The organism is Streptomyces sp. NPDC093221, assembly GCF_044753885.1.
In the GTDB taxonomy this organism is placed as follows: domain Bacteria; phylum Actinomycetota; class Actinomycetes; order Streptomycetales; family Streptomycetaceae; genus Actinacidiphila.
Genome location: NZ_JBIVOA010000006.1, coordinates 298,787 through 321,470, shown reverse-complemented (window position 1 = coordinate 321,470; position 22,684 = coordinate 298,787). Strand labels below are relative to the sequence as shown.

The following is a 22,684-nucleotide window of genomic DNA, read 5'->3' as shown; positions in this document are numbered from 1 at the left end:
GTAGCGGTCATCTCCTCGGAGGGGGATGCGCCCCGGAAGGGGCGCGGGGAACTGCGCGCACAGCGGGCGCCGGGCCGCAGCTCACCCCTCGCGCGCCGCGATCAGATGCCGCGCGTGCTCCTGCAAGGAGCGCACCCCGATGTCGCCGCGCGTCAAGGCGTCGATGCCCTGGACGGCCGCGGCGAGCGCCTGGACCGTGGTCAGGCAGGGGATGCCGCGGGCGACGGCGGCGGTGCGGATGTCGTAGCCGTCGAGGCGTCCGCCGGTGCCGAAGGGGGTGTTGACGATGAGGTCGACCTCGCCCTCGTGGATGAGGGTGACGACGGTCGGCTCGCCCTCGGGACCCACGCCCTCGCTCTGCTTGCGCACGACCCGCGCCTCGATGCCGTTGCGCCGCAGGACTTCCGCGGTGCCCGAGGTGGCCAGCAGTTCGAAGCCGTGCTCGATCAGCGCGCGGGCCGGGAAGATCAGCGCGCGCTTGTCGCGGTTGGCGACCGAGATGAAGGCGCGGCCCTTGGTGGGCAGCGCGCCGTACGCCCCGGCCTGCGACTTGGCGTACGCGGTGCCGAAGACCGCGTCGATGCCCATGACCTCGCCGGTGGAGCGCATCTCCGGGCCGAGGATGGTGTCGACGCCCCGGCCCTGCATGTCGCGGAACCGCGACCAGGGCAGCACCGCTTCCTTGACGGAGATCGGCGCGTCCAGCGGCAGGGTGCCGCCGTCGCCCGTCGTCGGCAGCAGGCCCTCGGCGCGCAGTTCCGCGACGGTGGCGCCGAGCGAGATCCGCGCGGCGGCCTTGGCCAGCGGCACCGCGGTCGCCTTGGAGGTGAAGGGGACGGTACGGGAGGCGCGCGGGTTGGCCTCCAGTACGTAGAGGATGTCCCCGGCGAGCGCGAACTGGATGTTGATCAGGCCGCGTACGCCGACTCCGGCGGCGATGGCCTCGGTGGAGGCGCGCAGCCGCTTGATGTCGTGGCCGCCGAGCGTGATCGGCGGCAGGGCGCACGCGGAGTCGCCGGAGTGGATGCCGGCTTCCTCGATGTGCTCCATGACGCCGCCGAGGTACAGCTCGTGGCCGTCGTAGAGCGCGTCCACGTCGATCTCGATGGCGTCGTCGAGGAAGCGGTCGACGAGCACGGGGCGGTCGGGGCTGATCTCGGTGGACTCGGCGATGTAGGAGGCGAGCCGGGTCTCGTCGTAGACGATCTCCATGCCGCGCCCGCCGAGCACGTACGAGGGGCGGACGAGCACCGGGTAGCCGATCTCGTCGGCGATGGCCTTGGCGCCGTCGAAGGTGACGGCGGTGCCGTGCTTGGGCGCGGGCAGTCCGGCGGCGGCCAGCACGCGGCCGAAGGCGCCGCGGTCCTCGGCGAGGTGGATCGCCTCGGGCGAGGTGCCGACGACCGGCACCCCGTTGTCCTTGAGGGCCTGCGCCAGGCCGAGCGGGGTCTGGCCGCCGAGCTGCACGATGACACCGGCGACCGGGCCCGCGAGCGTCTCGGCGTGCACGATCTCCAGGACGTCCTCCAGGGTGAGCGGCTCGAAGTAGAGCCGGTCGGAGGTGTCGTAGTCGGTGGAGACGGTCTCCGGGTTGCAGTTGACCATCACGGTCTCGTACCCGGCGTCGTGCAGCGCGAAGGAGGCGTGGACGCAGGAGTAGTCGAACTCGATGCCCTGGCCGATCCGGTTGGGCCCGGAGCCGAGGATGATCACGGCGGCCTTCTCGCGCGGCGCGACCTCGCTCTCCTCGTCGTAGGACGAGTAGAAGTACGGGGTGTCGGCGGCGAATTCGGCGGCGCAGGTGTCGACGGTCTTGTAGACCGGGCGGATGCCGAGCGCGTGCCTGACCTCGCGGACGACGTCCTCGCGCAGGGAGCGGATGCCGGCGATCTGGGCGTCGGAGAAGCCGTGCCGCTTGGCGTCGGCGAGCAGTTCGGGGTCGAGGCGGTCGGCCGCGGCCAGTTCGACGGCGTACTCGTGGATCAGGAAGAGCTGGTCCACGAACCAGGGGTCGATCTTCGTGGCGTCGAAGACCTCTTCCGGGGTGGCCCCGGCGCGGATCGCGGTCATGACGGTGTTGATCCGGCCGTCGGTGGGGACGGCGGCGGTGGCCAGCAGCGCTTCCTTGTCCGCGGCGGAGACCGGGGTCACGAAGTCGAACTGCGAGCCCTTCTTCTCCAGCGAGCGCAGCGCCTTGTTGAGCGCCTCGGTGAAGTTGCGGCCGATGGCCATGGCCTCGCCCACCGACTTCATGGTGGTGGTGAGGGTGGCGTCGGCGGCCGGGAACTTCTCGAAGGCGAAGCGCGGCACCTTGACGACGACGTAGTCCAGCGTCGGTTCGAAGGACGCGGGGGTCTTCTCGGTGATGTCGTTGGGGATCTCGTCGAGCGTGTAGCCGACGGCCAGGCGGGCGGCGATCTTCGCGATCGGGAAGCCGGTGGCCTTGGAGGCGAGCGCGGAGGAGCGGGAGACGCGCGGGTTCATCTCGATGACGATGACCCGGCCGTCCTCGGGGTTGACCGCGAACTGGATGTTGCAGCCGCCGGTGTCGACGCCGACCTCGCGGATGACGGCGATGCCGATGTCCCGCAGGATCTGGTACTCGCGGTCGGTGAGGGTCATCGCGGGCGCGACGGTGATGGAGTCGCCGGTGTGCACGCCCATCGGGTCGAAGTTCTCGATGGAGCAGACGACCACGACGTTGTCGTGCTTGTCGCGCATCAGCTCCAGCTCGTACTCCTTCCAGCCGAGGATGGACTCCTCCAGGAGCACCTCGGTGGTCGGCGAGAGGGTCAGGCCCTGGCCGGCAATGCGGCGCAGTTCGTCCTCGTCGTGCGCGAAGCCGGAGCCCGCGCCGCCCATGGTGAAGGAGGGGCGGACGACGACGGGGTAGCCGCCGAGGGTGTCGACGCCCGCGAGCACGTCGTCCATGGTGTGGCAGATCACCGAGCGGGCGGAGTCGCCGTAGCCGATCTTCGCCTTGACGGCCTCGACGACGCCCTTGAACAGGTCGCGGTCCTCGCCCTTGTTGATCGCCTCGACGTTGGCGCCGATCAGCTCGACGCCGTACTTGGTGAGGACGCCGTTGTCGTGCAGCGAGATCGCGGTGTTGAGCGCCGTCTGGCCGCCGAGGGTGGGCAGCAGCGCGTCGGGGCGCTCCTTGGCGATGATCTTCTCGACGAATTCCGGGGTGATCGGCTCGACGTACGTGGCGTCGGCGATCTCCGGGTCGGTCATGATCGTGGCGGGGTTGGAGTTGACGAGGATGACCCGCAGGCCCTCGGACTTGAGGACCCGGCACGCCTGGGTGCCTGAGTAGTCGAACTCGGCGGCCTGGCCGATGACGATCGGGCCGGAGCCGATGACCAGGACGGACTGGATATCGGTGCGCTTAGGCACGCTGGCCCTCCATCAGGGAAACGAAGCGGTCGAACAGGTAGGCGGCGTCGTGCGGTCCCGCCGCCGCCTCCGGGTGGTACTGGACGCTGAAGGCGGGCCGGTCGAGCAGCCGCAGACCCTCCACCACGTCGTCGTTGAGGCAGACATGGCTGACCTCGGCGCGGCCGTACGGGGTGTCGCTGACCCGGTCGCGCGGCGCGTCCACGGCGAAGCCGTGGTTGTGCGCGGTGACCTCGACCTTGCCGGTGCCGCGGTCCTGCACCGGCTGGTTGATGCCGCGGTGGCCGTACTTGAGCTTGTACGTGCCGAAGCCGAGCGCCCGGCCGAGGAGCTGGTTGCCGAAGCAGATGCCGAACAGCGGGGTCCCGCGCTCCAGGACGGCCTGGATGACGGTGAGGTCGGCGGTGGCCGGGTCGCCGGGGCCGTTGGACAGGAAGACGCCGTCGGGCGCGACCGCGTAGACGTCCTCGACGCTCGCGTTCGCGGGCAGGACGTGCACCTCGATGCCGCGCTCGGCCATCCGGTGCGGGGTCATGCCCTTGATGCCGAGGTCGAGGGCGGCGACGGTGAAGCGCTTCTCCCCGATCGCCGGGACGACGTAGGTCTGCCGGGTGGCGACCTCGGCGGACAGGTCGGCGCCGGTCATCTCGGGGGCCTGCCGGACCCTGGCAAGCAGCGTGCCGTCGTCGGCCAGTGCCTCGCCGGAGAAGATGCCGACCCGCATGGCGCCGCGTTCGCGCAGGTGCCGGGTGAGGGCGCGGGTGTCGATGCCGCTGATGCCGACGACGCCCTGGGTGGTCAGCTCCTCGTCGAGCGAGCGCCGCGAGCGCCAGTTGGACGGGGTGCGGGCGGGGTCGCGTACGACGTAGCCGGACACCCAGATGCGGGACGACTCGGCGTCCTCGTCGTTGACGCCGGTGTTGCCGACGTGCGGGGCGGTCATGACGACGACCTGGCGGTGGTACGAGGGGTCGGTGAGCGTTTCCTGGTAGCCGGTCATACCGGTGGAGAAGACGGCCTCGCCGAAGGTCTCCCCCACCGCCCCGTAGGCACGGCCGCGGAAGGTGCGGCCGTCCTCCAGGACGAGTACGGCGGGTGCGGTGGCCGCCCGGACGGAGGTCGTCATTGTGCGCCTTCCTTCTTTGCCTGTTGTTCGGCCGGGCCGACGCCCGGTGTGTGGTCCGCGAAGGCGACTTCCGCCGCCCGTCGGCCGGGGGCGTCCTCGCCGCCGCTGACGCGGTTGATCTCCGCGACCCAGGCCGGGTGCTGCGCGGCCTGGTCGGCGCGGAAGCCGGAGTCGATGAGGGTGCCGCCGTGCTCCCAGGTGACGACCAGCAGGCCGCCCTCGGTGAGGACCTTGCCCGCGATGCCCTTGTCGAGGCGGGCGCCGCGCAGGGCGGCGGCGGGGACGAAGAAGCCGGGGGCGCCGACGCGGTCGGCGTCCAGGCCCTCCTCGGTGAGGGTGAGCGTCACTTTGCTGCGTACGCCGAGGCCGTGGGCGACGATCCGGTCCAGCCACTGCCCCGCGGTGGTGCTGCCGTGGTAGCGGCCGTCGAATTCCAGGAGCGGTTCGCCGGTCTCCTCGGGGGCCTGCGGGAGTGCGGGCAGGCCGCCCTGGAGAGTGCGGCGCCACTGCCAGCCCTGGCGCATCAGCCAGTACAGCAGGCCGACGAACAGGGCGAGGCCGACGATCCAGCCGATCCGGTCGGTCCAGTCGGTGACCTTCGCCGAGTGCTTGTCCGCGGCCCGCGCCGTACCGGCCGCCAGCAGTGTCAGAGGTGTCACGTGAGCTTCCCGTCCATGACCGTCGCCTGGCCCCGCAGGAAGGTGGCGTGCACCCGGCCCGGCAGTTCGCGTCCCTCGTAGGGGGTGTTGCGGCTGCGGGAGGCGAAGCCCGCGGGATTGACCACCCCACGGTATGCGGGATCGACCAGGACGAGGTTGGCGGGCTCGCCCTCGGCGAGCGGCCGTCCGTGGCCCGCGAGCCGTCCGATGACGGCGGGCCTGGCCGACATGCGGTCGGCGACGCCCGCCCAGTCCAGCAGTCCGGTGTCGACCATGGTGTGCTGCACGACGGACAGCGCGGTCTCCAGGCCCACCATGCCCATGGCGGCGGCGGCCCACTCGCATTCCTTGTCCTCGTGCGGGTGCGGTGCGTGGTCGGTGGCCACACAGTCGATGGTGCCGTCGGCCAGGGCCTCGCGCAGCGCGAGCACGTCCGCCTCGGTGCGCAGCGGCGGGTTGACCTTGTAGACCGGGTTGTACGTACGCACCAGCTCGTCGGTGAGCAGCAGGTGGTGGGGGGTGACCTCGGCGGTGACGTCCCAGCCCTTGGACTTGGCCCAGCGGACGAGTTCGACGGAGCCCGCGGTGGACAGGTGGCAGATGTGCACGCGGGAGCCGACGTGCGCGGCGAGCAGGATGTCGCGGGCGATGATCGACTCCTCGGCGACGGCGGGCCAGCCGGTCAGGCCCAGCTCGCCGGAGACGGTGCCCTCGTTCATCTGGGCGCCCTCGGTGAGCCGGGGCTCCTGCGCGTGCTGGGCGACGACGCCGTCGAACGCCTTCACGTACTCCAGCGCGCGGCGCATGATCACCGCGTCGTCCACGCACTTGCCGTCGTCGGAGAAGACCCGTACCCGGGCGGCCGAGTCGGCCATGGCGCCCAGTTCGGCGAGCTGCTTGCCCTCCAGGCCGACGGTGACGGCGCCGACCGGCTGCACGTCGCAGTAGCCGGACTCCTTGCCGAGCCGCCAGACCTGCTCGACGACGCCCGCGGTGTCGGCGACGGGGAAGGTGTTGGCCATGGCGTGCACGGCGGTGTAGCCGCCGATCGCGGCGGCCCTGGTGCCGGTCAGCACGGTCTCGGAGTCCTCGCGGCCCGGCTCGCGCAGGTGGGTGTGGAGGTCGACCAGGCCGGGCAGCAGGACCATCCGGCCCTCGCCGTCGACCACGGTGGCGTCCTCGGTCCCGTCGCCGGACAGGCCCGCGCCGATCCCGGCGATGGTCTCGCCGTCGATCAGGACGTCCTGCCGCTCGCCGCCCAGTACCTTCGCGCCACGGATCAGGATCTTGCTCATGGTTACTTGCTCTCCTCGGTACGGGCGGGGCCGGTCGTCGCGGGTGCGGTCTCGGGGACGGGCGCGGTGGCGGCGATGGCCGGTTCCGAGCCGCCGAGCAGCAGGTACAGCACGGCCATCCGGGTGCTGACGCCGTTGGCGACCTGCTCCACGACGGTGCAGCGCGGCGAGTCGGCGACCTCGGCGGTGATCTCCATGCCGCGGTTCATCGGCCCCGGGTGCATGACGATGGCGTGCTCGGGCAGCACCGCCATCCGCAGTCCGTCCACGCCGTAACGCCGGGTGTACTCGCGCTCGGTGGGGAAGAAGGCGGCGTTCATCCGCTCGCTCTGCACGCGCAGCATCATCAGCGCGTCGGTCTTGGCGAGCACCGCGTCGAGGTCGTAGCTGACCTCGCACGGCCACTGCTCGACGCCGATCGGCAGCAGGGTCGGCGGGGCGACCAAGGTGACGCGCGCGCCGAGGGTGTTGAGCAGCAGCACGTTGGAGCGGGCGACCCGGCTGTGCAGGATGTCGCCGACGATGGTGACGCGGCGGCCCTCCAGGTCGCGGCCGACGCCGGACAGGTGGCGGCGCATGGTGAAGGCGTCCAGCAGTGCCTGCGTGGGGTGTTCGTGGGTGCCGTCGCCCGCGTTGACCACCGAGCCGTTGATCCAGCCGGAGGTGGCCAGGCGGTGCGGCGCGCCGGACGAGCCGTGCCGGATGACGACGGCGTCGGCGCCCATCGCCTCCAGCGTCAGCGCGGTGTCCTTGAGGGATTCGCCCTTGGAGACCGAGGAGCCCTTGGCGGAGAAGTTGATGACGTCGGCGGAGAGCCGCTTGGCGGCGGCCTCGAAGGAGATGCGGGTCCGCGTCGAGTCCTCGAAGAAGAGGTTGACGACGGTACGGCCGCGCAGGGTGGGCAGTTTCTTGATGGGCCGGTCGGCGACGCGGGCCATTTCCTCGGCGGTGTCGAGTACGAGGAGGGCGTCGTCGCGGCTGAGGTCGGCGGCCGAGATCAGGTGGCGCTTCATGCGGGTCACTCCGGGGGTGCTGGGGCGGGTCAGGGCGCGCGGAAGCACAGGACCCCGGCGGGAGTCCTGTCCTGGGTGCGCTAGTCGTCCGCCGGGAGGCCCTCGCGCGGCGCCGCGTCGTCCCGGTCCCGGCGGTCGCGCCGGTCGCGGTCCTTGTCGTCCTTCTGGCCGAGCAGGACGGTGTCGCGGCCGTCCTCCTCGGTGAGCTGGACCTTGACGGTCTCGCGCAGCGAGGTGGGCAGGTTCTTGCCGACGTAGTCGGCCCTGATCGGCAGTTCGCGGTGGCCGCGGTCGACCAGGACCGCGAGCTGTACGGCGCGGGGGCGGCCGATGTCGTTGAGCGCGTCGAGGGCGGCGCGGATGGTGCGGCCGGAGAAGAGCACGTCGTCGACGAGGACGACGAGCCTGCCGTCGATCCCGGTGGCCGGGATCTCGGTGCGGGCCAGCGCGCGCGCCGGGTGCAGCCGCAGGTCGTCGCGGTACATGGTGATGTCGAGGGAGCCGACGGCCGTCGTGCGGCCGGTGATCTCGGCGAGCTTGGCCGCCAGGCGCTGCGCCAGATAGACGCCGCGGGTCGGGATGCCGAGGAGCACCACGTCGTCCGCGCCCTTGGCGCGTTCCACGATCTCGTGGGCGATACGGGTGAGGACGCGCGCGATGTCGGGTGCTTCGAGCACCGGACGGGCGGGCGCGGGGTTCCACTCGGCGGTATCGCGGTCTTCCGGGGTACTGCGGTCTTCGACCATGGGTCGGGGACCTCCTTCCCCGCCTCACGGGACGGGCATTAAAGGACGTCAGGGGTACGCGGCAACGGTATCAGGTGGCGCAGAGCGCCCAGGTCAGCGACCGATCGGCCCTTTCCGGCTTGACGAGCACGGATTACGCTGCGTAACCTCACAGTGAGTCACCGAGTTTCCGTCCGGGGAGCCATATGTCCAGCGATTACGCCAAGCAGCTCGGAGCAAAGCTCCGGGCCATCCGCACGCAGCAGGGCCTGTCCCTGCACGGCGTCGAGGAGAAGTCCCAGGGCCGCTGGAAGGCAGTGGTCGTGGGCTCGTACGAGCGCGGCGACCGTGCCGTGACCGTGCAGCGACTCGCCGAGCTTGCGGACTTCTACGGAGTTCCGGTCCAGGAGTTGCTGCCGGGTACGACCCCCGGCGGGGCGGCCGAGCCGCCCCCGAAGCTCGTCCTCGACCTGGAGCGCCTGTCCCAGGTCCCGCCGGAGAAGGCCGGGCCTCTCCAGCGGTACGCCGCCACGATCCAGAGCCAGCGCGGCGACTACAACGGCAAGGTGCTGTCGATCCGCCAGGACGACCTCCGCACCCTGGCCGTGATCTACGACCAGTCGCCGTCCGTACTCACCGAGCAGCTCATCGGCTGGGGCGTCCTCGACGCCGACGCGCGGCGCGCGGTCCAGCACGAAGAGGGCTAGGCGCCCGGCTCGCCCGAATAGTGCAGAAACGTCCCGCCGCCCGGTGCGGGCCCCCTTTCCGGGGCCCGCACCGGGCGGCTCCGCGTTCCGGGGCACCCGCCCCGAGGGGCGCGGTCCGCCGCGACGTGTCCCGCGGTTCCCCGCGCCGCTGACGGGTCCGCCCTCCCGTCTTCCGGACAGCGGACGACTCCCCGGGGGCGCGGGGAACCGCGCACTCAGCCGACGCGGCGCCGCACTCGGGACGACACCGCGAGCGGCACCCCCGGGGTCCTGGTCACCGCGACGGGGCCGGGAGGTAGCCCGCGGGGCAGGTGCTGAAGGTGCCACGGCCATGCGTGCGGCTCCGCAGCCCGGTGGCGTAACCGAACAGCTCGGCCAGGGGGACGGTCGCCGTGAGGACCGTGGAGCCCATGGCCACCACGCCGGAGGCGGTCACCCGGCCGCGGCGCGCGGCCAGGTCGCCGAGGACGGCGCCCACGGCGCTCTCGGGCACGGTGACCGTCACCTCGGTCACCGGTTCCAGCAGCACCATCGCGGAGGCCCGCAGCGCCTCGCGGAGCGCGAAACGGCCCGCCGTGCGGAAAGCCAGCTCCGAGGAGTCCTTCGCATGGGTCGCCCCGTCCGTCAGCGTGACGCGCACCCCCGTCACGGGGTGACCGCCCAGCGGCCCCTGCGCGAGAGCGTCACGGCAGCCGTCCTCGACCGCGCGAACGTACTCGCGCGGCACCCGGCCACCGGTCACCGTCGAGGTGAACACGAACTCCTCCTCCCCCTCCTTGGCGCCGAGCGGCGCCACATCGATGACGACATGGGCGAACTGCCCCGCCCCGCCGTCCTGTTTGACATGCCGGTGGACATGGCCCGTCACCCCGCGGACGACCGTCTCCCGGTAGGCGACCTGCGGGCGGCCGACGCCGACCTCCAGGCCGTGGGCGCGGCGGATCTTCTCCACCGCGACCTCCAGGTGCAGTTCGCCCATGCCCGCGAGCACCATCTGGCCGGTCTCGGGATCGGTCCTGACAGCGAGCGACGGGTCCTCCTCGACCAGCCGTGCGAGCGCCGACACCAGCCGTTCGGTGTCGGTGTTGCGGGCGGCCTCGACCGCGACGGAGACGACCGGGTCGGCCGCCACCGGGGGTTCGAGCACCAGCGGGGCGCCCGGCGCGCACAGCGTGGTGCCCGCGCGGGCGGCCTTCGGCCCGACCACCGCGACGATGTCCCCGGCGACCGCCTGTTCCAGCTCGGTCTGCCGGTCGGCGTGCAGCCGCAGGATGCGGCCGATCCGCTCGCCGCGCCCGGTGCCCGCGTCCAGCACCGTGTCTCCCTTCCTGATCTTTCCCGCGTAGATCCGCAGGCAGGTCAGCCGCCCGGTGGCGGTCGAGTTGACCTTGAACACCAGCCCGGCGAAGGATTCCGCCGGGTCGGCCGCGCGTTCGCGCGTTTGGCCGTCGAGCGTGCCCCGGACCGGGGGCACGTCCAGCGGCGACGGCAGATAGGCCGCCACCGCGTCCAGCAGCGGTTCGATGCCGCGGTCGCGGTAAGCCGAGCCGCAGAGGACCACGACGCCCTCTCCGCCGCGGGTGAGGTCGCGCAGGGCTGCCGTCAGGGTCGGCTCCGACAGCGCCGAGCGCGCGCAGAATTCCTCCAGCGCGGCCGGGTGCAGCTCCGCCACCGTCTCCTCCAGCAGCCGTCGCCGCCGGTCCGCCTCCTGTTTCAGCTCGTCGGGCACCGCGCCTTCGCGCGGGCCGCCGCCGTCCGTCCAGACCAGGGCGCGCATCCGCAGCAGGTCGACGACGCCCGTGAAGCCGTCCTCCCGGCCGATCGGGAGCTGGACGACCAGCGGGACGGTGTGCAGCCGCCGTCGGATGGAGTCGACCGCCCGGTCCAGATCGGCGCCCGCGCGGTCCAGCTTGTTGACGAAGACGATCCGCGGCACGCCGTGCCGGTCCGCCTGCCGCCACACCGACTCGCTCTGCGGCTCGACGCCCGCTACGGCGTCGAACACGGCGATGGCGCCGTCGAGCACCCGCAGCGAGCGCTCCACCTCGTCGGCGAAGTCGACGTGCCCCGGGGTGTCGATCAGGTTGAACCAGTGCCCGTCCCACTCGCAGCTCACCGCGGCGGCGAAGATGGTGATGCCGCGGTCGCGCTCCTGGGAGTCGAAGTCGGTGACGGTCGTCCCGTCGTGGACCTCGCCGCGCTTGTGGGTGGCGCCGGTGAGGTAGAGGAACCGTTCGGTGACGGTGGTCTTGCCCGCGTCCACGTGGGCGAGGATGCCCAGGTTCCTGACGTCGGCGAGTGCCGGTACGGACGGACGGTTCGGGTTGCTGCGCACGGCCTGTGACCTTTCGGATGATCCGGTGAGGTGGCGGCGCGATTGTCGTGACGTACGACCGATGTGGCCCCGTCCGGAGAGCTGTGAAGCCGCGCGGTCGTAGCGCCGAGCCGCGCCCGGGTGTCCGGGCGTACGGGGTACGGCGGCGGGCCTGGCAGGCAGGGCGGCGGGGTCGAGCGGATCGGTCGGGGGCCCGACGGGGTCAGGCGGGCGTCACGGGGCCACGGTGCCGGCCGCGCAGCGGGCACCGGGCGGACCGAGACACCAGAATCACCCGGTGCCGGGTCGGGGGAACGACGACTGCGCTGCGGTGACGCACGGCCGGGCTCCCCTCACTGGTCCGTTCACTCGTCATGGCACGCGCCGTCCGATGGTGGCGGCGCGTGGACGCGTGCCGAGTGTAGGGAGGCGGCTCCGGTCGCCGCACCGGGTTTTTCCGGTGCGGCGGGGCGGGCTCGGTGGCGGGCGGCGTCAGGCCGGGGCGCTCGCGTACATCCGGGAGACGACCTCGGGCAGCAGGCGTTCGGTGAGGCGCGGGGGCAGGGCCTGGAGGACGGCGAGGACGGGGGCCATGCGGTCGGGCAGCGCGCCGCCGGGGCCGACGCCCGCGAACTGGAGGGCGAGCGCCACCTCGTCGGGGCCGAGGGTGTCCGGGTCGAGCGCGGCGGCCAACTCCACGAGTCCGGGGTCGACGGCGGTCGGGCCGTACGCGCGGGCCCTGGTCACGGCGTCGGCCAGCTGGGCGAGGAGTTCGTCGATCCGGTCCGGGTCCGCGACGGCGGCGGTGACCGTGAGGTGCACATTGGACGGTGAGCCGCCGAAGGCGGGCTGCGGCTGGAGGTACCAGCCGAGCAGCCGCATCTCGTCCGCGACCACGAACGGGTCGAGCGCCGGGTCGGCGGAGGCGACGGCCACCAGCGACGCCTCGGGGGCGCCGAGCACCCGCAGCCCCTCGATCCGGCCGATCCCCTCGACCAGCCGTACGGTCGCCGCGTGCACGCGGCGGGACAGGTCGGTGTACCCGTCGGTGCCGACCCTGCGCAGCACCGCCCAGGCGGCGGCGAGCGGCCCGGCGGACTTGGTGCCCTGCAAGGTCGCGTTGACGACGGGGTAGCCCGGCCAGGAGGCGTGCGCGAACCAGCCGTGCCTGCGCAGTTCCGCGTCCCGGAAGAGCAGCACGGAGGCGCCCTTGGGCGTGTAGCCGTACTTGTGCAGGTCGACCGAGAGCGAGGTGACGCCGGGCACCGCGAGGTCGAAGGCGGGCGGCGGCGCGATGCCGTCGGCCAGCCGCCGGTGCGCCAGGTACCAGCCGCCGATGCAGGCGTCCACGTGGCACAGCGTGCCGCGTTCCGCTGCGGCCCGCGCCACCTCGGCGACCGGGTCGAGCACGCCGTGCGCGTAGGAGGGCGCGGAGACGACGACGAGGGCGGTACGGGGGCCGATGGCGGCTGTCATGTCCTCGGCCCGCACCCGGAAGGTCTCCGGGTCCACCGGGACGCTCACGACGGTGAGTCCGAAGAGCGCCGCGGCCTTGTGGAAGGCGGCGTGCGCGGTGACGGGGAGCACGATCTCGGGGGCGGTGACGCCGCGCGTCCTGCGGGCGTGCTCGCGGGCGGTGAGAACGGCCAGCAGGCAGCTCTCGGTGCCGCCGCTGGTGAAGGTGCCCGCCGTCCGCGGGCCGCCGCCGAGCACGGCCGCCGCCCGCCCCACGACGTCGTTCTCCAGCGCGACCACGCTGGGGAAGGCGGTCATGTCGAGGCCGTTGACGCCCGCGAAGGCGGCCTGGGCGCTCGCCGCCAGATCGTCGAGCCCGTCGAGTCCCGCGTCGTAGACGTACGCCATCGTCCGTCCGCCGTGCACGGGCAGGTCGGCGGCGCGCAGTCCGGCGAGGTGCTTCAGGATCGCGTCGTCGGTCCGGTCGTCCGTTTCGTCCATGCGCGGGAATCTAGGCCAGCGCCAGGACACACACCAGGCCCGAAGCAGAATATTGTTCAACTTCTGCTTCGGGCCCGGAAGGACGGGCCGGGCGCTCGGGCGCGGTTCCTACCGCTTGAGCGTCGGCTTCAGTTCCATCAGCCGGGCCAGCAGCCCGTTGACGAAGGCCGGTGACTCGTCGGTGGAGAACTCCTTGGCGAGCTGCACCGCCTCGTCCAGCACGACCGCGTCCGGGACGTCGTCCTCCCAGAGCAGCTCGTACGTGCCGAGCCTCAGCACATTGCGGTCCACGACCGGCATCCGGTCGAGCGACCAGCCGACGGAGTAGCTGGACAGCAGTTCGTCGATCCGCTCGGCGTGCGCCTCACAGCCCTCGACGAGCCGCATCGTGTACTCGGTGACCGGCGGCTGCCGGTCGTCGGTCCTGGCGAGCCGGATCCAGTCCGCCATGGCGGTCTTGGGGTCGACGCCCCGCTGTTCCGCCTCGAAGAGGATCTGGAAGGCCCGCTTGCGGGCCTTGTTCCGGGCAGCCACGGTTAGCTGTTCACCCGGCCGAGGTAGTCGCCCGTACGGGTGTCGACCTTGACCTTCTCACCCGTGGTGATGAAGAGCGGGACGCCGATCTCGTAACCGGTCTCCAGGCGGGCGGGCTTGGAGCCGCCGGTGGAGCGGTCGCCCTGGACGCCGGGCTCGGTGTACTCGATGACCAGCTCGACGGAGGCGGGCAGCTCGACGTAGAGCGCGGAGCCCTCGTACATCGCCACGACCGCCTCGAAGCCCTCGAGGAGGTAGTTGGCGGCGTCGCCGACCGTCTCGGGCGCGATGATGATCTGGTCGTAGGTCTCGGTGTCCATGAAGACGAAGTCGGTGCCGTCCTTGTAGGAGAACTGCATGCCGCGCTTGTCGACGTTGGCGGTCTCGACCTTCACGCCCGCGTTGAAGGTCTTGTCGACGACCTTCCCGGAGAGCACGTGCTTCAGCTTGGTGCGCACGAAGGCGGGGCCCTTGCCGGGCTTGACGTGCTGGAACTCGACTACGGTCCAGAGCTGGCCGCTGTCGAGCTTGAGCACGAGGCCGTTCTTGAGGTCGTTCGTGGTGGCCACGGTTGCGGAATCTCCTGAAAGTGCTGCTTCGGGGACCGAGGAGGGCACGCGCCCGTCACAGGGCGAGCAGTTCCTTGGTCGTGATGGTGAGTAGCTCGGGCCCGCCGTCCGCCAGTGGACGTACGACGAGTGTGTCGTCGATGCGGACACCGCCGCGGCCCGGAAGGTGGACCCCCGGTTCGACGGTGACCGGCACGCAAGCGTCCAGTTTACCCATGGCCGCAGGTGACAGCCGAGGGTCCTCGTCGATTTCCAGACCCACGCCGTGTCCCGACCACTGTGCCAGACCCTCCGCGTGGCCGGCGGCGGTGAGCGGGCTCCGGGTCGCGTGGTCGACGTCTCGGCAGGCCACACCGGGTGCGAGCGCCTCGCGGCCGGCCCGCTGGGCGGCGAACACCAGCTCGTAGAGGTCGATCTGCCAGGCTGCTGGAGCGGTGCCGATGACGAACGTACGGCCGACTTCGCAGCGGTAGCCGCGGTAGCGGGCGCCGAGCCGGACGGTCAGGAAGTCGCCCTCCTCGACGCGGCGGTCGGTCGGCACGTGCCGGGGCGCGCCGGAGTTCGGCCCGGTGCCGACGGAGGTGCGGAAGGCGGGGCCCTCGGCGCCGTGGTCGACCAGGCGGCGCTCCAGCTCCAGGGCGAGGTGCCGTTCGGTGCGGCCGACCAGGATCGACTCCAGCAGCTCGCCGAGGGCCTGGTCGGCGATCTCCGCGGCGATCCTGAGGTTGGCGATCTCGTGCTCGTCCTTGACCAGCCGGAGCTGTTCGACGGCGCCGCCGAGGTCGGACAGCGGGAGCGCGCCGACGACCGAGCTGATCGCCCGGTGCCGGGTCACCGTCAGGTGGTGCTCCTCGACGGCGAGGGAGTCGGCGCGGTGCTCGCGGGCCAGGTCGGCGGCGGCCACCGCCGCGTCGCCGTCCGGCGTCGCCAGCACCACCGCGCGCAGGTCGCCGGGCAGCGGTTCGTCGCGGTCGTCCTGCGGCGGTGTGAGGTGCACCAGCGCGTCGTCGTCCGGGCCGATCAGCAGCGCCGCGCCCTGCGGCGCGCAGCCGGTCAGGTAGCGGATGTTCGCGGGACGGGTCACCAGCGCGGCGGACGCGCCGTTCGCCGCGCACCGGTCGCGCAGCCGTGCTCTGCGTGCTGCGTGCACCTCGGACATGTGGCGAGCGTATGGGCGCGTCGGCGGCCCGGCTTCCTGAGCGCGTCCACCCGTGGCGCCGGGCCGCCGGCCGCCGCCTGCTCCCGTACCGCCGAAGGCTCACCTGCCGCGTGAGCCCGTACGCGGGCCGCTCGCCCGCCGCCGCCGGATCGTGCGGGCGGGCTACCAGACGGGCGGGCCCTGGGCGCTGCGGGCCACGACGCGGTCGAGGGCGGCGGCGGCGGAGACCACGTCGAGCTGGGAGTTGTCGATGATGGGCAGGCCCGAGCCGTACCAGCCCGCCATACGGCCGTGGATCCGGGCGACTTCCTCGTCCGACAGGCGGCGGTTGCCGGTGCGCTCCGCGTTGCGGGTCAGGACGACGTCCAGTCCCGGGAGCAGGACGACGGGGAGCAGGCCGGGCCCGACGTGCCGCTTCCAGCCGCCGAGGCCGACGGCGGGGCGGTCGGGGAAGACGGCGTCGTCGATGATGCAGGAGACGCCGTTGGCCAGGAAATTACGGGCGGCGAAGCCGCAGGTGCGGCGGGCCAGCCGGTACTGCGCCTCGGAGTGCTCGTTCCACCCCGCCTGCGGGTCGGCGAAACCGGCCCGCACCCATTCGCGTACGTCGTCCAGGCTGATGTGCGCGGTCGGCGCGCCGCGGTGGTCGGCCCAGTGCCGCGCGATCGTCGTCTTGCCCGCCCCCGCCGCGCCGATCAGCAGCACGGCTATCGGGCCGTGCGAGGCGCCGGACAGCGAGCCGTTGCCGTGCGGCGCCGGGACCTGCACGGGCGCGGGCGACGACAACGGGAAGTGCCCCGTACTGACGCCCGTCCCCTGGGGCGGGGTGGGGCCACCGGGCTGCGGCGCCCCCACAGCGTGCTGCATCTCGCCCCACTCCATCCCGTACGGAGGACCAGCTTCTTGAACCGGCCGGTAACGAACCCGTTCGACACGGAACGGTACAGCCCCTGACGGCCGTTGTGTGAACGAGCCGCGCTCCTCCAGGGTGCCCCGCTAGGAGCCGCCGTCCTCCGCGAGGGCGCGCAGCGCCAGCCGGTACGAGCCGATGCCGAATCCGGCGACCGTACCGGAGGCGACGGCGGCCACGACGGAGTTGTGCCGGAACGCCTCGCGCGCGTACGGGTTGGAGATGTGCACCTCGATCAGCGGCGCGGTCCGCTGCGCGGCGGCGTCGCGCATCGCGTAGGAGTAGTGCGTGAAGGCGCCGGGGTTGAGGACGACGGGAATCCGGCCGTCGGCCGCCTCGTGCAGCCAGCCGATCAGCTCCGCCTCGTCGTTGGTCTCGCGGACCTCGACGTCGAAGCCCAGCTCGGCGCCGAGCTTGGTGCACTCCTCGACCAGACCGGCGTACGAGGTCGCGCCGTAGACGTCGGGCTCGCGGGAGCCGAGGCGCCCGAGATTGGGGCCGTTGAGCACCAGGACGCGGGTGGTCACGCGGAGACCTCCCCGTAGGCGGCGAGCAGGACGGCCGGGTCGGGGCCCTCCAGCACGGTCGGCTTGGCGAGTCCGTCGAGGACGATGAAGCGCAGCATGTCGCCGCGGGACTTCTTGTCGACCTTCATGGTCTCCACCAGCTTCGGCCACTGGTCGCCGCGGTAGGTCAGCGGCAGTCCGACGGACTCCAGGACGGCGCGGTGCCGGTCGGCGGTCGCGTCGTCCAACCGCCCGGCCAGGCGGCCGAGTTCGGCGGCGAAGACCATGCCGACGGAGACGGCGGCGCCGTGCCGCCAGTTGTAGCGCTCGTTCTTCTCGATCGCGTGCGCCAGCGTGTGGCCGTAGTTGAGGATCTCGCGGAGGCCGGACTCCTTGAGATCCGCGGAGACGACCTCGGCCTTGACCCGGATGGCGCGTTCGATCAGCTCGCCGGTGTGCGGGCCCTCCGGGCCGCGGGCGGCGGCCGGGTCGGACTCGATCAGGTCGAGGATGCCGGGGTCGGCGATGAACCCGGCCTTGATGATCTCGGCGAGGCCGCTGACGTAGTCGTTGACCGGCAGCGAGGCGAGCGCGGCGAGGTCGCAGAGGACTCCGGCGGGCGGGTGGAAGGCGCCGACAAGATTCTTGCCCTCCGCGGTGTTGATGCCGGTCTTGCCGCCGACGGCCGCGTCGACCATGCCGAGCACGGTGGTGGGCACGGCGATCCAGCGCACTCCGCGCAGCCAGGTCGCGGCCACGAAACCGGCCAGGTCGGTGGTGGCGCCGCCGCCGACGCCGACGATCACGTCGGTGCGGGTGAAGCCGGTCTGGCCGAGCGCCTTCCAGCAGTAGGCGGCGACCTCGGCGGTCTTGGCCTCCTCGGCGTTCGGGAGCTGGATGGCGATGGCCTCGAAGCCCTGCTCCGCGAGGTCCTCGCGGATCGCCTCGCCGGTCCCGGCCAGCGCCTCGGGGTGCAGGACGGCCACCCGGCGCGCCTTGGGCCCGATCAGTCCCGGCAGTTCGCCGAGGAGCTGGTGACCGACCAGCACCTCGTACGCCTCGGTGCCCGCCGTGGCACCGACCTGGATACGGGTGGGGGGCGCCACCGCGTCGTTCTCGCTCATGCGTCCTTCAGTTGGAGTGCGTCGAGGACGGCCTCGGCCACGTCCTCGGGGGTGCGGTCGTCGGTGCTGACCACGGCGCGGGCGATCTCCGTGTACAGCGGGCGGCGTACGTCCATCAGCTCGCGCCACTGCTGGCGCGGGTTGACCGCGAGCAGCGGGCGCGGCGCGTCCAGGCCGACGCGGCGGACGGCCTGGTGCAGGCCGACGTCGAGGAAGACCACCGGCAGACCGGCCAGCAGGTCGCGGGTGGGGCCGTCCATGACGGCGCCGCCGCCCAGCGACAGCACTCCCTCGTGCTCGGCGACGGCGGTGCGGACCGCGGCGCGTTCCAGCTCGCGGAAGCGCGGCTCGCCGTCGTCGATGAAGATCTCGGGGATCGGCTTGCCCGCGACGGCCTCCACATCGGCGTCGGTGTCGCGGTACGTGGTGCCCAGCCGGTCGGCGAGCGCGCGGCCGACGGTGGTCTTGCCCGCTCCGGGCGGGCCGACGAGGACGATCGCCGGGCCGGTCACTTGATCGCCAGGTTGTCGAGGAAGCCGCGGACGCTGCGCCGGGTCTGTACGACCGAGTCGCCGCCGAACTTCTCCGCGACCGCGTCGGCCAGCACCAGGGCGACCATCGCCTCGGCGACGATGCCCGCCGCGGGCACCGCGCACACGTCGGAGCGCTGATGGTGGGCCTGGGCGACCTCGCCGGTGGTGACGTCGATGGTGGCGAGTGCGCGGGGCACGGTGGCGATCGGCTTCATCGCGGCGCGGACCCGCAGCACCTCTCCGGTGCTCATGCCGCCCTCGGTGCCGCCGGACCTGCCGGAGGCGCGCCGGACGCCGTCGGGGCCCGGCACGATCTCGTCGTGCGCCTTGGAGCCGGGCACCCGGGCCAGGTCGAAGCCGTCGCCGACCTCGACGCCCTTGATCGCCTGGATGCCCATCAGCGCGGCGGCCAGCCGTGCGTCGAGCCTGCGGTCCCAGTGCACGTGCGAACCGAGGCCGACCGGCACTCCGTACGCCAGCACTTCCACGACGCCGCCGAGCGTGTCGCCGTCCTTGTGGGCCTGGTCGATCTCCGCGACCATCGCCTTGCTCGCGTCCGCGTCCAGGCAGCGCACCGGGTCCGCGTCCAGCCGCTCCTCGTCGCCGGGCACCGGCACCACGCCGTAGGGCGCCTTCGCCCCGGCCAGTTCCACCACGTGCGAGACGATCTCGATGCCCGCGGTCTCCTTCAGGTACGACCGCGCGACCGCGCCCAGCGCCACCCGCGCCGCGGTCTCCCGCGCGCTGGCCCGCTCCAGCACCGGCCGTGCCTCGTCCAGGTCGTACTTCTGCATTCCCGCCAGGTCCGCGTGGCCGGGTCGCGGCCGGGTCAGCGGCGCGTTGCGCGCCAGGCCCGCCAGGATCTCCGGGTCCACCGGGTCGGCCGACATGACCTGTTCCCACTTGGGCCACTCGGTGTTGCCCACCATCACGGCCACCGGGCTGCCCATGGTGAGGCCGTGCCGTACGCCGCCCAGGAAGGTCACCTCGTCGCGCTCGAACTTCATCCGCGCCCCGCGCCCGTATCCCAGCCGCCGCCGCGCCAGCGCGTCCGCCACCAACTCCGTGGTGACCGGCACCCCGGACGGCAGCCCCTCCAACGTCGCGACGAGTGCGGGTCCGTGCGACTCCCCCGCGGTCAGCCAGCGCAACCTGCTCAACGGTGCTCCCTCGATGTGCGCGTCCCGGTCCGGCCGCCCCCGAGCAACGGCGTGCCGTCCTGTCCCCCGATCCTCCCACGCCGACGTGCCGTGCCCCGACACGGTCCACCGTGCGGACAGCGACCGGCCGGAACCGTCACCCCCGCGGCAGCGCGGCCTCGCCCGCCGCGCGCATGGCCGCGAGGGGGGCGGGGGCGTGGCCGGTGTACTGCTCGATCTGGAGGACGGCCTGGTGGACCAGGAGGTCGAGGCCGCCGACGACCGGGGCGTCGCGGCGGGACCAGGCGGCGGCCAGCGGGGTGGGCCAGGGATCGTAGAGGACGTCGAAGAGGGCGCCGGGGGTGGGCGGGACGGCGGCGGCGAGGTGGTCGGCGGCGCCGGCCGGGGTGGTGGCGATGACCAGCGGCTCGTCGAGGGCCTTGGCGGCGTCGGCCCAGTCGGCGACGCGCACGGCGACACCGAGGCGGTCGCCCCACTGCCGCATCTCGGCGGCGCGCGCCGGGCCGCGCACGTACGCGGTGACCTCGGCCGTGCCGAGCCGCGCGAGCGCGGCCAGCGCGGAGGAGGCGGTGGCCCCGGCGCCGAGGACCGCCGCGGACGGCGCGGAGGTGATGCCGCGCTCCCGCAGGGCGGCGAGCATGCCGGGGATATCGGTGTTGTCGCCCCTGCGGCGGCCATCGGGGCCGAGCACGACCGTGTTGACGGCCTCCACGGACGCGGCCGTCTCGGTGATCTCGTCCAGCAGCGGGATCACGGCCCGCTTGAGCGGCATCGTCAGCGACAGACCGCGCCAGACGGCGGGGTCGAGGCCGCCGATGAAGCCGGGCAGCGCGGCCTCGTCGACCTCGAAGCGGTCGTAGCGCCACGCGTCGGCGAGGCCCATCGCCTCGAACGCGGCCCGGTGCAGCACCGGGGAGAGCGAGTGCGCGATGGGTGACCCGAGCACCGCCGCACGGCGGGTGCCCGGGTGTCCGGTCGTGTCCACGGAAGAAGTGCCCCGGTCCTACTGGCTGTTGTACTGGTCGTAGAGCTTCTGGAACTCGGCGTGCGTCGAGGTGAACTTGGTCGTCTTGCCGTCCAGCGAGATGAAGTAGTACCAGTTCCCGCTGTCGGGGTTCATCGCCGCCTTCAGCGCGTCGACGCCCGGGTTGCCGATCGGCCCCGGCGGCAGGCCCTTGTACTTGTACGTGTTGTACGGGTCGTCCAGGGACTTGATCTTGGCGAGGCTGATGTTCGTGGCGCTGGTGTTCTTGATGTAGTTGTACGTCGAGTCGAACTGGAGCAGTCCGAAGGTCTCCTTGTTGGTGGGGACCATCCGGTTGTAGACGACCTTGGCCATCTTGCGGAAGTCGTCGTCGGTCTTGCCCTCGGCCTGCACCAGGCTGGCAACGGTGAGCAGTTGCAGCGGCGAGCTGAGATTCTGCTTCTTCGCCTCGGCGACCATGTCGAACTGGGCGTACTGCTTCTTCGCCTCGCCGACCATCTCGCGCAGCAGCGCTTCGGGCTTCATGCCCTTGGCGACGCCGTAGCGGGACGGGAAGAGGAAACCTTCCAGCGGGTCCTTCACCTTGGAGCTGGTGTCCGCCCAGTCCGGCAGTCCGAGGTTCTTGGCCTGGTCGTGCGCGACCTTCTTCGTACTGCCCGCGGAGAGGCCGAGACGCTTGTCGATGGCGTCGTAGATCTGCGCGTCGCGCATGCCCTCGGCGATGATCATCGCGTTCTGGGACTTGGGGTCGAGCATCATCGTGACGGCCGAGGCCGCCGACATCTGCTTGTTGAGGACGTAGACGCCCGCCTGGATGAACTGGCCCTTGGGGTTCTTGCGGGCTGCGGCGGTGAAGGCGTCGACGCTCTTGACCACACCGTCGGACTTGAGGATGTTGCCCATGGTGGTGATCGTCGAGCCCTTGGGGATCTCGACCTGGACCTCGCCCGCCCCGTTGCCCGAGTAGTCGGGGGCCGGGCCGAAGCGGTCCTGGTAGAAGTTGTAGCCGAAGTAACCGACGCCGCCGAGGCCGCCGCCCAGGACGACCAGGACGACCAGGCACGCGCAGCCGCTGCGGCGCTTCTTGCCGCCCTTGGCGGGGGCCGACTTGCCCGCGCGCCGGCCGCCGCCGCTCGTGCTGGTGGTCGCGGGGGCGTCGTCATCGTCGTCGTCACGGCCGGAGAAGAAGGCGTGCTCGCGCGGGTCGTCGTCCTCCCCCGCGTCCCAGTCGCCGGTGTTGCCCGGAGCCGTCCGCAGCGGGCGCGCGCCCGGTTCCTGCGGGTGACCGTCCTGCGCCCCCTGGACGCCTTGCGTGCCCTGCGCCGGGCCCTGGCCCTGTGGCTGGCCCTGGCCGTGCAGCGGCGCCTGCGGCTGACCCTGCCCCGGAGCACCCTGATTCAGACCGCCCTGTCCCGGACCGCCCGGCCCCTGCCCGGGCCCGTGGCCCTGGAACGGCGCCTGCGGCTGCTGCCGGTACTGGGGCTGCTGCGGCGGCGGGTAGCCGTTCTGCCCGTAGAAGTCGGGCTGCGGGCCGCCCGCGTACGGATCCTGCGGCTGGTGCCCGCCATACGGGTCCTGGTGGCCGTATCCGCCGACCGAGTGGGAGCCGGTGTCGTAGCCGTCGTACTGCGCCTGCGGGTACTGCTGCTGTTGAGGGTGCTGCTGGGGGTGCTGCTGGGGCTGGTACTGCCCCTGCGGGTGCTGCGGCTGCTGCTGCGGGTACCCCTGCTGCTCGTACTGCTGCGGGGTCTGGGGGTACTGCTGGCCGCCCTGCTGCTGCGGGTACTGCTGCTGGTGCTGACCGGTGGCGTAGGGGTCGTACTCCGCCTGCGGGTACGGCACCTGCTGCTGCGGCGGGTAGGGCTGCTGCGCCTGGTCGTAGCCGTCACCGAAGAGCGGGTCCTCGGGATGCCACGGTTCGGAGCCGGCGCCCCGGCCATAGTCAGTCATCGGTCCCCTTGGTACGCGGTCTGCAACCGGCTTGCCGACCCTGTGAAACGGGCGGCGCCC

At 72.4% G+C, this 22,684-nt stretch carries 19 protein-coding genes; 1 reads left to right on the top strand and 18 read right to left on the bottom strand.

Annotated elements, in window-relative coordinates:
• Nucleotides 1–81: 81 nt before the first annotated feature.
• From carB to pyrR, 6 genes are all read right to left on the bottom strand, one after another.
• Entirely contained in the window at nt 82–3,399 is a 3,318-nt protein-coding gene (gene carB / locus ACIQCJ_RS24255) for a carbamoyl-phosphate synthase large subunit (RefSeq protein WP_355348779.1), read from the bottom strand.
• Nucleotides 3,392–4,525: a glutamine-hydrolyzing carbamoyl-phosphate synthase small subunit gene (gene carA, locus ACIQCJ_RS24250; protein WP_355348776.1), complete on the bottom strand. Its 1,134-nt coding sequence runs from the start codon at nt 4,523–4,525 to the stop codon at nt 3,392–3,394. The genes carB and carA overlap by 8 nt, the downstream gene beginning before the upstream one ends.
• Nucleotides 4,522–5,184, bottom strand: a complete 663-nt coding sequence (locus ACIQCJ_RS24245; protein WP_401307142.1) for a hypothetical protein — start codon at nt 5,182–5,184, stop codon at nt 4,522–4,524. Before ACIQCJ_RS24245 ends, carA begins: the two co-directional genes overlap by 4 nt.
• Nucleotides 5,181–6,479: a dihydroorotase gene (locus ACIQCJ_RS24240; protein WP_402712488.1), complete on the bottom strand. Its 1,299-nt coding sequence runs from the start codon at nt 6,477–6,479 to the stop codon at nt 5,181–5,183. The genes ACIQCJ_RS24245 and ACIQCJ_RS24240 overlap by 4 nt, the downstream gene beginning before the upstream one ends.
• Nucleotides 6,480–6,481: 2 nt before the next feature.
• Nucleotides 6,482–7,492 (bottom strand): aspartate carbamoyltransferase catalytic subunit, encoded by a 1,011-nt coding sequence (locus ACIQCJ_RS24235; protein WP_391160785.1) that lies wholly within the window; start codon nt 7,490–7,492, stop codon nt 6,482–6,484.
• Nucleotides 7,493–7,572: 80 nt separating this feature from the next.
• Nucleotides 7,573–8,238 (bottom strand): bifunctional pyr operon transcriptional regulator/uracil phosphoribosyltransferase PyrR, encoded by a 666-nt coding sequence (gene pyrR / locus ACIQCJ_RS24230; protein ID WP_355348764.1) that lies wholly within the window; start codon nt 8,236–8,238, stop codon nt 7,573–7,575.
• Nucleotides 8,239–8,423: 185 nt separating this feature from the next.
• Here pyrR and bldD point away from each other — a divergent pair, with 185 nt between their 5' ends.
• The gene (gene bldD, locus ACIQCJ_RS24225) at nt 8,424–8,924 is read left to right on the top strand and encodes a transcriptional regulator BldD (protein WP_033174517.1); all 501 of its coding nucleotides are present in this window, start codon (nt 8,424–8,426) and stop codon (nt 8,922–8,924) included.
• Nucleotides 8,925–9,198: 274 nt separating this feature from the next.
• On the opposite strand, the gene fusA is transcribed toward bldD, so the two are convergent.
• The 12 genes from fusA to mltG form a co-directional block, all read right to left on the bottom strand.
• Entirely contained in the window at nt 9,199–11,259 is a 2,061-nt protein-coding gene (gene fusA / locus ACIQCJ_RS24220) for an elongation factor G (protein ID WP_402712485.1), read from the bottom strand.
• A 471-nt stretch (nt 11,260–11,730) separates the two neighbouring features.
• A complete protein-coding gene (locus tag ACIQCJ_RS24215) occupies nt 11,731–13,194 on the bottom strand; it encodes a pyridoxal phosphate-dependent decarboxylase family protein (RefSeq protein ID WP_402712484.1) in 1,464 nt (487 codons plus the stop codon).
• Nucleotides 13,195–13,302: 108 nt separating this feature from the next.
• A complete protein-coding gene (gene nusB, locus ACIQCJ_RS24210; RefSeq protein WP_188285183.1) occupies nt 13,303–13,728 on the bottom strand; it encodes a transcription antitermination factor NusB in 426 nt (141 codons plus the stop codon).
• A 2-nt stretch (nt 13,729–13,730) separates the two neighbouring features.
• Nucleotides 13,731–14,297, bottom strand: a complete 567-nt coding sequence (efp, locus tag ACIQCJ_RS24205) for an elongation factor P (protein ID WP_188285184.1) — start codon at nt 14,295–14,297, stop codon at nt 13,731–13,733.
• Between the two features lie 55 nt (nt 14,298–14,352).
• Nucleotides 14,353–15,456 carry a M24 family metallopeptidase gene (locus tag ACIQCJ_RS24200; RefSeq protein WP_355348750.1) on the bottom strand — a complete coding sequence of 368 codons (1,104 nt, stop codon included), beginning with the start codon at nt 15,454–15,456 and terminating at the stop codon, nt 14,353–14,355.
• A 162-nt stretch (nt 15,457–15,618) separates the two neighbouring features.
• Nucleotides 15,619–16,323, bottom strand: coding sequence for an AAA family ATPase (locus ACIQCJ_RS24195; protein WP_391160793.1), 705 nt, complete (start codon nt 16,321–16,323; stop codon nt 15,619–15,621).
• 129 nt (nt 16,324–16,452) lie between these two features.
• On the bottom strand, nt 16,453–16,893 hold the full coding sequence (gene aroQ, locus ACIQCJ_RS24190) for a type II 3-dehydroquinate dehydratase (protein WP_355348746.1): 441 nt from the start codon (nt 16,891–16,893) through the stop codon (nt 16,453–16,455).
• Complete coding sequence (gene aroB / locus ACIQCJ_RS24185; RefSeq protein ID WP_355348743.1) at nt 16,890–17,996, bottom strand: 3-dehydroquinate synthase; 1,107 nt, start codon at nt 17,994–17,996, stop codon at nt 16,890–16,892. Before aroB ends, aroQ begins: the two co-directional genes overlap by 4 nt.
• Nucleotides 17,993–18,508: a shikimate kinase gene (locus ACIQCJ_RS24180; protein ID WP_355348740.1), complete on the bottom strand. Its 516-nt coding sequence runs from the start codon at nt 18,506–18,508 to the stop codon at nt 17,993–17,995. Before ACIQCJ_RS24180 ends, aroB begins: the two co-directional genes overlap by 4 nt.
• Nucleotides 18,505–19,689, bottom strand: a complete 1,185-nt coding sequence (gene aroC, locus ACIQCJ_RS24175) for a chorismate synthase (RefSeq protein WP_355348737.1) — start codon at nt 19,687–19,689, stop codon at nt 18,505–18,507. The genes ACIQCJ_RS24180 and aroC overlap by 4 nt, the downstream gene beginning before the upstream one ends.
• A gap of 136 nt (nt 19,690–19,825) precedes the next feature.
• Nucleotides 19,826–20,674 (bottom strand): shikimate dehydrogenase, encoded by an 849-nt coding sequence (locus ACIQCJ_RS24170; RefSeq protein WP_402712482.1) that lies wholly within the window; start codon nt 20,672–20,674, stop codon nt 19,826–19,828.
• 18 nt (nt 20,675–20,692) lie between these two features.
• A complete protein-coding gene (gene mltG / locus ACIQCJ_RS24165) occupies nt 20,693–22,624 on the bottom strand; it encodes an endolytic transglycosylase MltG (RefSeq protein WP_402712480.1) in 1,932 nt (643 codons plus the stop codon).
• Nucleotides 22,625–22,684 lie beyond the last annotated feature (60 nt).